Origin of the sequence: Blautia hansenii, from assembly GCF_013304445.1 — a bacterium.
Lineage (GTDB): Bacteria > Bacillota > Clostridia > Lachnospirales > Lachnospiraceae > Blautia.
Map to the genome: position 1 here is coordinate 22,002 of NZ_JAAITA010000016.1, position 13,665 is coordinate 35,666.

12 protein-coding genes and 1 tRNA gene are annotated in these 13,665 nt (G+C 43.0%); 9 read left to right on the plus strand and 4 right to left on the minus strand.

The window, feature by feature from the left end; translation table 11 throughout:
- Positions 1-62: 62 nt before the first annotated feature.
- Together G5A70_RS11485 and G5A70_RS11490 are read left to right on the plus strand one after the other, a co-directional pair.
- Positions 63-3,164: an alpha-mannosidase gene (locus tag G5A70_RS11485; protein ID WP_173749780.1), complete on the plus strand. Its 3,102-nt coding sequence runs from the start codon at positions 63-65 to the stop codon at positions 3,162-3,164.
- 30 nt (positions 3,165-3,194) lie between these two features.
- Positions 3,195-5,630 carry a beta-mannosidase gene (locus G5A70_RS11490; protein ID WP_173749781.1) on the plus strand — a complete coding sequence of 812 codons (2,436 nt, stop codon included), beginning with the start codon at positions 3,195-3,197 and terminating at the stop codon, positions 5,628-5,630.
- Positions 5,631-5,693: 63 nt separating this feature from the next.
- Here G5A70_RS11490 and G5A70_RS11495 read toward each other — a convergent pair whose 3' ends face one another.
- Positions 5,694-6,587 (minus strand): LysR family transcriptional regulator, encoded by an 894-nt coding sequence (locus G5A70_RS11495; protein WP_173749782.1) that lies wholly within the window; start codon positions 6,585-6,587, stop codon positions 5,694-5,696.
- A gap of 125 nt (positions 6,588-6,712) precedes the next feature.
- Here G5A70_RS11495 and leuC point away from each other — a divergent pair, with 125 nt between their 5' ends.
- The 3 genes from leuC to G5A70_RS11510 all read left to right on the plus strand — a co-directional run bounded on the left by leuC (position 6,713) and on the right by G5A70_RS11510 (position 8,711).
- The gene (leuC, locus tag G5A70_RS11500) at positions 6,713-7,981 is read left to right on the plus strand and encodes a 3-isopropylmalate dehydratase large subunit (RefSeq protein ID WP_173749783.1); all 1,269 of its coding nucleotides are present in this window, start codon (positions 6,713-6,715) and stop codon (positions 7,979-7,981) included.
- A 13-nt stretch (positions 7,982-7,994) separates the two neighbouring features.
- Complete coding sequence (gene leuD, locus G5A70_RS11505) at positions 7,995-8,483, plus strand: 3-isopropylmalate dehydratase small subunit (RefSeq protein ID WP_173749784.1); 489 nt, start codon at positions 7,995-7,997, stop codon at positions 8,481-8,483.
- Positions 8,484-8,637: 154 nt separating this feature from the next.
- Positions 8,638-8,711, plus strand: a tRNA-Pro gene (locus G5A70_RS11510).
- 52 nt (positions 8,712-8,763) lie between these two features.
- Here the strand turns inward: G5A70_RS11510 and G5A70_RS16150 are convergent.
- From G5A70_RS16150 to G5A70_RS11525, 3 genes are all read right to left on the minus strand, one after another.
- On the minus strand, positions 8,764-9,006 hold the full coding sequence (locus tag G5A70_RS16150) for a tyrosine-type recombinase/integrase (protein WP_319017073.1): 243 nt from the start codon (positions 9,004-9,006) through the stop codon (positions 8,764-8,766).
- Positions 9,007-9,531: 525 nt separating this feature from the next.
- The gene (locus G5A70_RS11520) at positions 9,532-9,906 is read right to left on the minus strand and encodes a hypothetical protein (RefSeq protein WP_319017074.1); all 375 of its coding nucleotides are present in this window, start codon (positions 9,904-9,906) and stop codon (positions 9,532-9,534) included.
- Positions 9,907-10,262: 356 nt separating this feature from the next.
- Positions 10,263-10,847 (minus strand): HD domain-containing protein, encoded by a 585-nt coding sequence (locus G5A70_RS11525; RefSeq protein ID WP_173749787.1) that lies wholly within the window; start codon positions 10,845-10,847, stop codon positions 10,263-10,265.
- 223 nt (positions 10,848-11,070) lie between these two features.
- Here G5A70_RS11525 and G5A70_RS11530 point away from each other — a divergent pair, with 223 nt between their 5' ends.
- From G5A70_RS11530 to G5A70_RS11545, 4 genes are read left to right on the plus strand one after another with little or no spacing between them, the layout of a single operon-like run.
- The gene (locus G5A70_RS11530) at positions 11,071-11,451 is read left to right on the plus strand and encodes a GntR family transcriptional regulator (RefSeq protein WP_173749788.1); all 381 of its coding nucleotides are present in this window, start codon (positions 11,071-11,073) and stop codon (positions 11,449-11,451) included.
- A 4-nt stretch (positions 11,452-11,455) separates the two neighbouring features.
- A complete protein-coding gene (locus tag G5A70_RS11535; protein ID WP_173749789.1) occupies positions 11,456-12,331 on the plus strand; it encodes an ATP-binding cassette domain-containing protein in 876 nt (291 codons plus the stop codon).
- Positions 12,328-12,987: a hypothetical protein gene (locus G5A70_RS11540; protein ID WP_173749790.1), complete on the plus strand. Its 660-nt coding sequence runs from the start codon at positions 12,328-12,330 to the stop codon at positions 12,985-12,987. Before G5A70_RS11535 ends, G5A70_RS11540 begins: the two co-directional genes overlap by 4 nt.
- 9 nt (positions 12,988-12,996) lie before the next feature.
- Entirely contained in the window at positions 12,997-13,662 is a 666-nt protein-coding gene (locus tag G5A70_RS11545; RefSeq protein WP_173749791.1) for a hypothetical protein, read from the plus strand.
- Positions 13,663-13,665: the final 3 nt, after the last annotated feature.

Genomic DNA, 13,665 nt, shown 5'->3' on the forward strand with positions numbered 1-13,665 from the left:
TTCACAAATGGAGAGAATGTCCCTTTCTCTATAAAATACAAAAACCAGGAGGAAAAGAATATATGTGGTTTCTTGACAAGAGAATACAGGTCATCTGTGATGAACTGAAAAAATTAATTACGGTAAAGAACATGCCAATGGAACATATTCTTTATAAAGAAGGACGCTTTTTTTACCCGGACGAAGCGGAAAAAGCAGAACAGGCATGGCAGGACTTTACACCAAAGACCATGAAATGGTACGGACCGGATAAACATTACTGGTTCCGCGCAGATTATACCGTGCCGGAAGAATTAGCCGGAAAAACCTTGCGTCTTCATGTGAAAACCCAGATTGAAGAATGGGATGATGCGAAAAATCCGCAGTTTTTACTATTTGTCAACGGAGAAGAAACGCAGGGTATGGATATGAACCACCGCATTGTGCAGATGGCTGCAGAGGCCAAAGGGGGAGAGACCTGGAGACTGGATATTCAGGCCTATACCGGAATACTTCATTCAGAATTTGACATGATTATGGAAATGCAGGTGGCAGACACACGGATTGAAAAGCTGTACTATGACCTGATGGTTCCGCTTTGGGCATTTAGCCGTATGGATAAAGATGACAAAAACCGTATGGATTTGGAACATGTCATGAACGAAGCCGTAAATCTGCTGGATTTGAGAAATCCCTATTCGCCGGAGTTTTATGACAGTGTGGAAAAAGCAGAGGTTTATCTGGAAAAGGCTCTGTATGAAGATATGGCAGGCTACAGTGATGTGATTGCCACCTGTATCGGACATACCCATATTGATGTGGCCTGGTGGTGGACCGTAGAGCAGACCAGAGAAAAGGTGGCAAGAAGCTTTTCTACCGTTTTGAAATTAATGGACGAATATCCCAATTACAAGTTTATGTCCAGCCAGCCCCAGCTTTATGAATTTTTAAAAGAGCGTTATCCGAAGTTGTATGACCGTATCAAAGAGCGGGTAAAAGAAGGACGCTGGGAGCCGGAAGGCGGTATGTGGCTGGAAGCAGATACCAATCTGACGTCAGGAGAATCTCTGGTACGTCAGTTCCTGTATGGAAAACGATTCTTCAAAGACGAATTTGACGTAGACTGCAAGGTTCTGTGGCTGCCGGACGTATTCGGCTATTCCGGTGCGCTTCCGCAGATTATGAAAAAAAGCGGTATTGACTACTTTATGACCACAAAGCTGGCATGGAATCAGATTGACAAAATGCCTTACGATACTTTTATGTGGAAGGGCATTGACGGAAGTTCTGTCTTTACTCACCTGGTAACGACCCTGGGCGTGGGACAGAGCGAAGATGATTTCTTTACAACCTACAATGGAATTCTGCACCCGGACGCGCTGATGGGCGGCTGGAAGAGATATCAGAACAAGGATATCAACAACGACATTCTGATTTCCTACGGTTATGGAGACGGAGGCGGCGGTCCTACAAGAGAAATGCTGGAAACCTCTCTGCGTATGGAAAAAGGAATCAAGGGACTTCCGAAAGTACGTCAGGAATTTTCCAGAACTTATTTTGATGAATTGTATGAAAAATTAAAGGACAACCGCAGACTTCCTACCTGGGAGGGAGAACTGTATTTTGAATACCACAGAGGTACTTACACTTCCATGGCGAGAAATAAACGCTCCAACAGAAAGAGCGAAGTGCTGATGATGAATCTGGAACTTCTGGAACTTCTGGCTTCCTGGAAGGGCGCTGCTTACGCAAAAGAAGAAATGGATAAGATGTGGAAAGTCATTCTGTTAAATCAGTTCCACGACATTCTTCCCGGCTCATCCATTCATGAAGTATATGAAGTGACAAAAAAGGAGTATGCAGAACTGGAAGAACAGGGATGTGCACTTCTTGGAGATTCTATGAAAACAGTGGCAGGAGAAGGAGAAAACGTTACTCTGTTTAATACCCTTGGTTTTGAACGCAGTGATGTGGTCAGCCTTCCAAAAGAAGTTTCCGGTGCGCTGGTAGCAGAGAACGGAAAAGTATATCCCATTCAGACACTGGAAGACCGTGGGGTAGCTTATGTGGAAAATCTGCCTTCTAAGGGCTATGAATCCTTTAAGGTGGAAAGCACAGCCAAAGCGCCATCTTCATTCAGACGCCAGGGTAACTGTCTGGAAACACCGTTTTATACAGTAGAGGTGGACGAAAATGGTCTTCTCTCCTCTGTGTTTGATAAGAAAAACAAAAGGGAAGTGCTGCAGCAGGGCAAAAAGGGAAATCTCTTCTGTATGTATGAGGATAAACCGATTTATTACGATAACTGGGATATTGATATTTATTACACCGAGAAATCCTGGGAAATTACAGAACTGTCCCGTATGGAATGGAAAGAGGAAGGTCCTGTCTGCACAGTTCTGGAGCTGGAGCGCAAGGCCAGCAATTCTGTGATTAAGCAGAAGATTTATTTCTATGCTGATTCTGCAAGAATTGATTTTGAAACCTATGTGGACTGGAAAGAACACCAGCACCTTCTGAAAGTGCACTTCCCGGTAGATATTCATACAGATGAGGCTGCTTTTGATGTGCAGTTTGGAAATCTGACCAGAAAAGTGCACACCAACACAAGCTGGGATATGGCCCGTTTTGAATCCTGCGGACAGAAATGGATAGACCTTTCTGAAGGGCATTATGGAGTCAGTCTGTTAAACGATTGCAAATACGGACATTCTGTAAAGGATTCTGTGATTGGACTGACCTTAATCAAATCCGGTATTGAGCCAAATCCGGTTACAGACCAGGAAGAGCATTACTTTACCTATTCTCTGTATCCTCACGAAGGGAATCTTCGGGACTGCGATACGGTAAGAGAAAGTTATTGCCTCAATTATCCGGTGCTGGCAAAAGAACAGACACAGGCAGCAGGAAAGGCTTCTCTTTTAACTGTGGATAAGAAAAATGTTATGGTAGAGACTGTGAAACTGGCAGAAGATGGAAACGGCATGATTATCCGTGCTTATGAGTACGAAAATACAAAGACGCATGCAGAGCTTTCTCTGGGTATGGGCAAAGAAATTGAGTCAGTTTGTGAATGTAATTTGATGGAAGAAGAGATACCAGGCGAGATTGCACATACGGACAAGGGCTTTGACGTTGACATCAAGCCGTTTGAAATCAAGACTTACAGAGTCATTTTGAAATAAGACTGCTGAAATAAGATGGGAGACAAGGAAATGGAAAGACAGAATTTGAATGGGGGCTGGAACCTGTTGTGGAAAGAGAAAACTCTGGATACACAGGTACCGTTTTCCGTATATCATGATTTGTTTTCCCATGGGGAGATAGAAGATCCGTTTTACCGGGACAATGAAAAGGAAGCTCTTTTGTTGTCCCGGGAGGACTATACTTATCAGACAGAGTTTGATGTGACAGAGCAGATGATGAAAAACAGCCAGATAAGGCTGAAATTTCTCGGCATTGATACTCTGGCAGATATTTATCTCAATGGAACCCATGTGGGAAATACTTATAACATGCACCGCACCTGGGAATTTTCCGTCAGGGAGTTATTAAAAGAAAAGGGAAATCTGCTGGAAATCCGGTTTCACTCTCCGATTCTTTATATGGAAGAACAGAATCGGCTGCAAGGGAAAATTCCCTGTAACACAGATACCATAGACGGATTTCCGTATCTGAGAAAATCCAACTGTATGTCTGGCTGGGACTGGGCGCCCAAGCTTCCGGACATGGGAATCTTCCGTGATGTGATATTGGAAGGCATAGATGAGGACAGACTGGAAGATGTCTGTGTGCGTCAGAGCCATGAGCATGGTCAGGTGACGCTTTCCTTTGGAGTTCATACACTGAAAACTCACAGGGGAGAGAGGGTTCGCTATCGTGTTACCGTGACGGCACCGGATGGAAGCGTTCTGACAGAAGAAAATTCTCCAAAAGAACTGGTCATAGGAAATCCAAAACTCTGGTGGCCAAGAGGTTATGGAGAGCAGGCTCTCTACACTGTGCGGGTGGAACTTTTAAACGGGGATAAGACAGAAGATGTGTGGGAGAGAAGAATCGGACTTCGCACTATGAAAATGCACATGGAAAAAGACCAGTGGGGAGAATCCTTTGCCCATGAAGTCAATGGCGTTGCCATTTTTGCCATGGGTGCAGACTACATTCCTGAAGATTGTTTTCTGCCAAGAACCAGTAAAGAAAAGACGAAAAAACTGTTGGAACAGTGCGCTTTGGCAAATTACAATGCCATTCGTGTCTGGGGCGGCGCTTATTATCCGGAGGACTGGTTCTATGATTTGTGCGACGAATATGGATTTTTAATCTGGCAGGACTTTATGTTTGCCTGCTCCACCTATCAGCTGACCGAAGTTTTTGAAGAAAATATTTCTAGAGAAATCGAGGACAATGTAAGACGTATCCGCCACCATGCCTGCCTGGGTCTTTGGTGCGGAAACAATGAAATGGAAGGCATGATTGTAGAAGGCTACACAAAAGACCCGAAACTTCTGGGAGATTATACCAGAATGTACAGTTATGTGATTCCGAAAATTGTAAAGCGAGAGGACCCGGATACTTTCTATTGGCCATCCAGTCCATCTTCAGGAGGGGATTTCGATGACCCTCAGGATGAAACCAGGGGAGATGCCCATTATTGGAAAGTATGGCACGGATACGAACCCTTTACCGGATACCGCAAGCATAATTTCCGTTATGCCTCCGAGTTTGGTTTTGAATCTCTTCCGGCTATGAAAACCATTGAAAGCTTTACGCTTCCGGAGGACAGAAATGTATTTTCCTATGTGATGGAAAAACACCAGAGAAGTGAAAATGGGTACGCTAAAATGATGGTTTACATGGCGCAGTATTTCCCTTATGCAAAGGATTTATCCCATCTTGTATACGCCTCCCAGCTTATGCAGGCTCAGGCTATGCGCTATGGGGTAGAGCATTGGAGAAGAAACAGAGGCGAGTGCATGGGCGCTATTGTATGGCAGCTCAATGACTGCTGGCCGGTAGCTTCCTGGTCTTCCATTGATTATTATGGAAGATGGAAGGCTCTGCACTACTTTGAAAAGAGATTTTTTGCACCTGTTCTGCTTTCCTGTCATGAAGAGGGTCTGCTTTCTCAGGATCCGAACGTGAACGCGAGACCTTATGAGGTGGAGAAGAGTATTCGTCTGCACGTGGCAAACGAAACGCTGCAGGAGCAGAAGGTTCTGGTGCGTTGGAGTCTGCGTGACAGCCAATCCCGGATTGTAGGGGAAGAAAAGGAGCGGGAAGTTTGCGTCAAACCTCTTTCCGGCGTATGGCTGGAGAAAGAAGAGTATCCTCAGGCCGATTTGCAGGAACACCATGTATTCTACAGCTGCCTGCAGAATGGAGAAGTGATTTCAGAAGGCAGCGTGTTGTTTTCCATGCCAAAGTTCTATCAGTATGCAAATCCAAACCTTACGGTAGAGCGGGAAGGGGACGAACTGTTGGTACGGGCAGAAAAGTATGCCGGTTCCGTGGAACTTTTAAATGAAAATGAGGACTGGGTATTGTCTGACAATTACTTTGATATGGAAGCCGGAGAAAAGAGAGTGCGGATTCTTTCCGGAGATGCAAAAGAAATTCGGGTAAGAAGTATTTATGATATTGCAGCAAGATAAAGAACGAAACAAAAAAGGTTGTCCTTGGGGCAGCCTTTTTTGTTTCATATGTTGCTGTGCAGTTTAAGAGCGGTTTCTGTAAAAATCTATGAATTCCCGAATAGCGGGATTGGCCTGAAAATCTGCCAGGTAGGCAAAGCCGATTTCGCGTTTATGTATGGGAATTTCAAGAGGGATTTCCACCAGTGTGCCCTCTTTCAGTTCCTGCGCTACAAACTGACGGATGACGCAGGCCACTCCCAGGCCGATTTTGGCAAATTCAATGAGCAAGTCCATGGCGGATACCTCCAGTACATTGTTGTTTTCAATGTGATGCAGGGACAGATAGTCGTCAATATACTGCCGGGTAATGTTTTCTTTATCCATAAGCATAAGGGCTGACGTCCTCAGAATATCGTCCTGCTGGCTGGTTCTCAAAGCCAGGTTTTCAAGGTAGGATTTTGTGCTGACGAAAATATCTTCAATTTCTCCTACAGATGCAAAACGCACATGGTGCAGCCGTTCCGGTCTTCCAATCAGACCCAGGTCGATTTTATTTTCCCGGAGGAGCTGGAGGGTGTGGTTGGTGGACTGACATTCGATGGTCATCCGGATATGGGGGTGGGCAATGGTAAATTCCTTCAGGTAATCCAGAAGCACATATTTGCAGAGTGTGGTGGAAACGCCGATTCGCAGATGTCCTACGCCAAGCTCATTGATCTTTTTTAACTGGGCTTCTCCTAACTGAAGGGAATAAAAAGCTTTTTGTACATAATCGTATAAAATCTCCCCTTCTTCGGTCAGCTGAACCCCTCTGGAATTTCTGGAGAAAAGAGTGACCTCCAGATTTTGTTCCAGCTTGCGGATGGATTTACTGATGGCTGGCTGGCTGATAAAAAGCTCTGCAGCAGCTTTGGAAATGTTGCCGGTATTGGCAACGGTGTAGAAAACTTTGTACAGGGAAAGATTCTGGTCCATAAAGTTTTATCCTTTCTGTATATTTATAAATCAAAGTTATGTCTGACATACTTTTTATGTATTTCTATTATAACAATACATATGATAGAATGGCAATAGCAGAAATAGCAGGAGGTAGAGAACATATGGGAATGACAATGACGCAGAAAATTCTGGCAGCTCATGCCGGATTGGATAAAGTAGAAGCAGGACAGTTGATTGAAGCAGATTTGGATTTGGTACTGGGAAACGATATTACCTCTCCGGTGGCTATTCACGAAATGGATAAAATGACGGTGGATACCGTGTTTGATAAAGACAAAGTGGCATTGGTTATGGACCACTTTATTCCTAATAAAGATATTAAATCCGCAGAACACTGCAAATGTGTAAGAGAGTTTGCCTGTCGTCACGAGATTACCAACTATTTTGACGTGGGAGAAATGGGAATTGAACATGCGCTTCTTCCGGAAAAGGGTCTGACTGTGGCAGGAGACGTGATTATCGGTGCGGATTCTCATACTTGTACTTACGGCGCTTTAGGGGCATTTTCCACAGGTGTGGGAAGCACAGATATGGCAGCAGGCATGGCAACGGGAAAGGCCTGGTTTAAGGTACCCTCTGCCATTAAGTTTAATCTGGTGGGCAAGCCGGCTAAGTGGGTCAGCGGAAAAGATGTAATTCTTCATATTATCGGTATGATTGGTGTGGACGGCGCCCTTTATAAATCTATGGAATTTGCAGGAGAGGGGATTCGGAATCTATCCATGGATGACCGCTTTACCATTGCCAATATGGCTATTGAGGCAGGCGGCAAAAACGGTATTTTTCCGGTAGATGACCTTGCAGTAGCTTACATGAAAGAACATTCCATGCGCCCGTATACGGTGTACGAGGCAGATGAGGATGCGGTTTATGAGGAAGAATATACCATTGATTTAAGCACTTTGAAGTCCACCGTGTCTTTCCCCCATCTTCCTTCCAATACCAGAGTGGTGGAAGATCTTAAGGAGGATGTGGTGATTGACCAGTCGGTCATTGGTTCCTGTACCAACGGCAGAATTGATGATTTGCGCTGTGCCGCAGAGATTTTAAAAGGACGCAGGGTAAAGAAGGGGGTTCGCTGTATCGTGATTCCGGCGACCCAGAAGATTTATCTTGAGGCCATGGAAGAGGGATTGTTGAAAATCTTTATTGAGGCAGGCGCTGTAGTAAGTACTCCTACCTGCGGTCCGTGCCTGGGCGGTTACATGGGAATTCTGGCAGAAGGGGAAAGATGTATTTCCACTACCAACAGAAACTTTGTAGGACGTATGGGACATGTGAAATCAGAGGTTTATCTGGCGAGTCCTGCAGTGGCGGCAGCCAGCGCAGTGACAGGGAAGATTTCTCTGCCTCAGGAATTAGGGTTATAAGGAGGATGTGTAAATGAAGGCAACAGGAAAAGTTTTTAAATATGGTGACAATGTAGATACAGACGTAATTATTCCTGCCAGATACCTGAATTCTTCAGACCCGGCAGAACTGGCAGCCCATTGTATGGAAGATATTGACAAAGAGTTTGTGAAAAAAGTAAAAAAAGGCGATATGATTGTGGCAGATAAAAATTTTGGCTGCGGCTCTTCCAGAGAGCATGCGCCTCTTGCTATTAAAGCAGCAGGAGTCAGCTGTGTGATTGCAGAAACCTTTGCCCGGATTTTTTACCGCAATGCCATTAATATTGGTCTGCCTATTGTGGAGTGCCCGGAGGCGGCTAAAGGCATCGAAGACGGAGATGAAGTGGAAGTGGATTTTGACAGCGGTGTGATTACCAATAAGACAAAGGGAACCACCTTCCAGGGACAGGCATTTCCGGAATTTATGCAGAAAATCATAAAGGCTGAGGGATTGGTGAACTATATCAACGGACAGAAATGAGAATAAACTCCATGAGCCGTCTTGTCTTTGTAAAAGACAAGCGGCTTATTGGAGTGTTCGCCTGAGTCTTTTTGTTAAGCATGTTAAGAATTGTGAAAAAAATTTGAAAAACTATTGCTTTTTTCTTTGTAATCTGATAATATATAACTCGTTCCGGGGTATGGCGTAGCTTGGTAGCGCGCACGGCTGGGGGCCGTGAGGTCGCAGGTTCAAATCCTGTTGCCCCGATACCTAAGCCCCTTGTAAATCAAGGGGTTTTTAATTTCGTGTTGCATAGTTCTTAATATTGCATTTTTTGTGTTTCTTCATCAATAGTATTTCGGTATACACTCTTCATGACATAATCTGTCTTCCATCCACCATAATTCATAATGTACTGATCCGGTATTCCGATAGCATGCAGGATAGACGCTGCATAATGACGTAAGTCATGAAAACGAAAATCTGGGAGAGCATTCTTCTTTAACGCTCGTTTTAGTGCCTTGGTTACATTATACGGCTTCATGTTTAGAAATTTTTCCATCTATGCCAGAAAGTCGTTGTATAACGAAATCAGGAGCGTGTACAGTGCGATAAGAAGAAATAGCCGTCTACTTTTCTCAGGAGCAGGACGGCTATTTCTTATGTGTAAGATTTAGAATTGCAACAATCAGTAAAGCAACGCTTACGATTAGACTTCATTCTTCATATCTACTCATAATAATCACCGCCTTCCGTAAGGTCTCGGAATAGGTGAGAGCACGTCCCCAAGTTCCCTGGGTAAGTATTATTATATTATCAAGGTGTTATTCAATAAAAGAACAATTATGTGTTATCCAACCGGATGACACTCCGGGTATATCTTTAAGACCACTAAAGCGTGATAGTTACCTGTTCTATTTTGGGATAAAAACAAAAGGTGCTTCCGCAATGGAAACACCTTCGGTTTTAAATTGAATCACAAGCTGGGCGGCGTATCCAGCATCTCAGGTACTCTTGTGAGTGTGTCGGGAGCCTTTCCGACCTTTGCGACTCAATTTATTGTATTACCATTATAGCGGAAAATATACTATCTGTCAAATTTTTTTAAGCGACCATTTTCTATACCGTGCTTTAATTTGCCATTTGTAATGGTGTGTAGCGTAGCAACATATAGATAAATTTCTTTGATATCAAGTTTTATTCCAATTTGGATATTTTCATTAAAAATCTTAACAAGCTCGAAACTATCACCAATCTCATTAGGATTTACTCCGATATAATCAGGAGATGAGATAATAGAGGAGATAAATCTGAGATAAGGAAGACACTCAGGATGTCGTTTCGCTATATGTTTTTCTAACCCCAAGGATTGATATATAAAGTCCTGTTCAAAATGCACAGGTAGATATTTATTAAATTCTTTATTATAAGATGCAACGGGGAATACTTTGTTATTTATGATTTATCTCACCTCTTTTCTGTATGTGTTAAAACGCCAATGATTCTTTGAGTAAGTATATTATATTGTCAAGGTGTTGCTTCTGCATTGGCAGGGCAGTTTAATTTGTTTTTACCGTTGTAAGAATTAAAGTACATTCAAAAAGGTGCTATTTTTTATAAATCTCTTAGTAAAAAATATTTTAAATATAGGATTATGGAGTATCCTCTTCATGGTTATCACCTTCTATTAAATCGATGTTGTGAAATATTTCCTGCAATTTGTCATTTACATTGGATGTATTTTGTGTAATAGAAATATCAATGTTTTCTTGCGTAACAAAACACCCAAGGCAGAGATTTGCTTTTAAATCAAGAAGTTTATTTTTGACCAGAAATTTTTACCACATCATAAATATTTCTTTCGATTTTTTCTTCAAAATATTTTTTCAGTGCTAAATTTCTTTTCCACTTTTCCTCAGGATAGAAGCCGTATCTGCGCCTTACATCTGCCATGCGGATTTCTATATCCAGAACGCCCTCACTTCCAGCCAAAGCGTCACACAACTGAATCAAGCGGTCGTACTCGTCAAAGGAAATTTTCTGCAGAGTGTTTTGAATCAGAGTCAGTTCTTCTTTCGTAGTATCATATTTCCCTACATAGTCCTCCAGTTTCTGATTGGGAAAAGAGTGGGTGAGACATACCCGTGCAGCTTCTTCATATCCGAGAGACATCATATAGGAATATCCGTCAGAAACATGTCCCAGATGACGGATGCCGAATTTTCTGCCAATATCGTGCAACAATCCCAGAACATAGGCTTTTTCGGAGTCCAGATTGCCGCAGGCTTGAGCGATTTTTTGTGCGCAGTCCCCGGCAATACGACTGTGATTGCCCCATGGACCGGGGTTGCAGTATTCTCCCTCTTGCAGCAGTCTTTTGGCTTCCTCTCTTGTAGGCAGCATATGGAATTCCCCCTTCCAGTTAATGTTATAGTTAGTATACACTGTTTTTCAAACTGACACAATAGAGTGATAAAGAAACAGCTTTGAATTTTCCTGAAAGATATTGACAATCGCAAAGATTGGTGATATGGTTAATTACATAAGTAATGAACCATATAAGTAAGGGGGATTCATTGGAAAACCGATAAAAAATTTTCTACAGCAGGAAAGGGAGTGAAAGAGATTGCAGGAATTGCTCAATCAGGAAAAATCTATTTATATACAAATTAAAGAAATGATTGAAACTGATATTTTAAGAGATATTCTGCTGGAGGAGGAGAGAGTACCCAGTACCAATGAACTGGCAAAACTCTATGCTATTAATCCGGCGACAGCGGCAAAGGGGGTAAATTTGTTAGTGGACGAAGGTATTTTGTATAAGAAAAGGGGTATCGGCATGTTTGTGGCAGAAGGAGCCAAAAAGACCATACAGAAGCGCAGAAGAGAAAATTTCTTTGAAACTTATATTCAGGGTATGCTGACAGAAGCAGCCAGTCTGGGCATTACGAAAGAAGATTTGATTGACATGATTACAACAGAAAGAGGAAACCAGCAGGAGGTATGAATTTATGAAGATAGAGTGCAGGGATGTCAGAAAAAACTATAAAAAGAAAGAAGTCTTAAAGGGAATCGACTTGGTATTGGAAAAAGGAAAAATTTACGGTCTGATTGGAAGAAACGGAGCAGGAAAAACGACGCTGTTGTCCATTTTGTCCGCGCAGAATCCGGCATCTTTTGGAAACATTCTCCTGGATGGCAGGGAAATCTGGGAAAATGCAGAGGCATTAAGCCATATTTATTTTGCCAGAGAGATTATCACTTCATCCAACAGCAATGCTTCCGGGCTGAAAGTGAAAGAATACTTGAAGCTGGCAGAAACCTATCTTCCCCGCTGGGACAAAGATATGGCTCAACGCCTGACAGAACTTTTTCACCTGGACAGGAAACAGCGGATTACGAAACTGTCAAAGGGAATGGTGTCTATGCTGCAAATTGTAGTAGCGCTGGCCAGCAAGGCGGATTTCACTTTTTTAGATGAGCCGGTATCCGGTCTGGATGTGGTGGCCAGAGAAGCGTTTTACAGGCTCTTACTGGAAGAATTTACTGAAACAGAAAGAACATTTGTCATTTCTACTCACATTATAGAAGAAGCCGCAGATATTTTTGAAGAAGTGATTTTTCTGCATGAGGGAAAAATTCTTTTGAAAGAGAATACCCAGGACCTTTTGGAACACAGTGTGTATGTCAGCGGCAAGACAGAAGCCGTAGACAGGCTTATTCAGGGAAAGCAGATATACTGCCCGGAAGTTCTGGGAAGAAGCAAAAGTGCATTGGTGCGGTTACGGGAGGGAGAACGGCTTTCCGGGGGAGAGGGCGTTACCCTGCAGGGAGTCAATCTCCAGAAAATCTTTGTGGTCCTGTGCGGAGGGGAGGAACGCGTATGAGAAAGAAGAAGTCCTGGTTTTATCATGCAGCCGACAATTTGTGCGGTATGGCCTTGTTTCTGGGTATTTTGCTGGTGCTTATAGCTGTAAGGAGAGAAGAATTTTCCTGGGAAAGTGCCAAAACGGTCATTCATAATTATTTCTCTTTACCCGGAATTGTTCTAGCCGGGGTTTTGGGCGCTTTCAATGTGATTCTTCTGTACGAGAGTACAGAACCTTTGAAAATCAGTTTTGGATGCACAAGAAAACAGGTATTTAGAGATATGCAGGCAATGAAAATTGCAACGCTGTTTACTGCAGGTATTCTCTCTTTTTTCTTATCCGGACAGGAACGCAGCAGGATTTTTTTAAAGGAATTGTTGTTTTGGGGGCTTTTATTGCTGTTCTTGCAGAGTATCTGTGAATGTATGTCCATTTTGGGAATGAGATACAAGGGACTGATGCTGGTTTCCATTTTGTGTATCTCTGGAATTATTGGATTTGTGGTGGCTTTTATGGCAATGGATTTTATAAAAAACGGAGAAATTCACATGGAATGGCCGATTTCAGGAGTTTTAGAAAATTGGCTGCTTTGGGCAGCGGTGTTTTTACTGGGAACAATTTTATTGGTATTCTTTTCCTGGAAATTTTTCAGAAAAGCGGAAGTACACATCTAGGAGGTTGTTATGAGAGAGATAAAAACAGAGTGGAGGATAAAGAAAACAGATTTATTGGCAATGGGTTTGTTTCTGTTGGTATTCTTTCTGGCTGTGTTGGGACTGGATAAATGTTTGGGCTTCAGCCAGCGCATAAGTGCAGAGAAATTTCCATGGATAGCAGCTGGATTTGTAGCCGTATCATGGATAGTGGCAGATTTGTATATGAGCTTTGACTGGGCTGTGGGATTTGGCAGAACCAGAAGGCAATATCTTCTGGGAACTGTCTGGGTATATGTGGCAGGAACTTTTTTGCTGCTTTTGGAAAGCCGGTTCTTAAACGAGATTTTTCCTATAATAGCGGGAAAATATGACAGAATAGAGCTGGGGATTGTATCCGGAAGTATGGTGCTTTTAAAAATTGCTGCATGGGCAGTGTTTTTTACGGGGATAGGAGGTATATGTGCGCTGGTGTTGCACCGTTTTGGCATAAAGGGTGCTACTGCACTGATGATGTTGGTTTTTCTGTGCCTTGGGATTTGGAACAGCGATTTGTGGCAGACTCTGAAAATAGAAAACCTGACGGGCAGGCTGCAGAACGCTTCTGAACTGCTGCAGAGCATGCTCACTCTGCTGGTGGGTGTCATGTGCTGCGGAATCTGGATTTGGAGATTCAGAAAAGCCCCGGTGAATTAGATA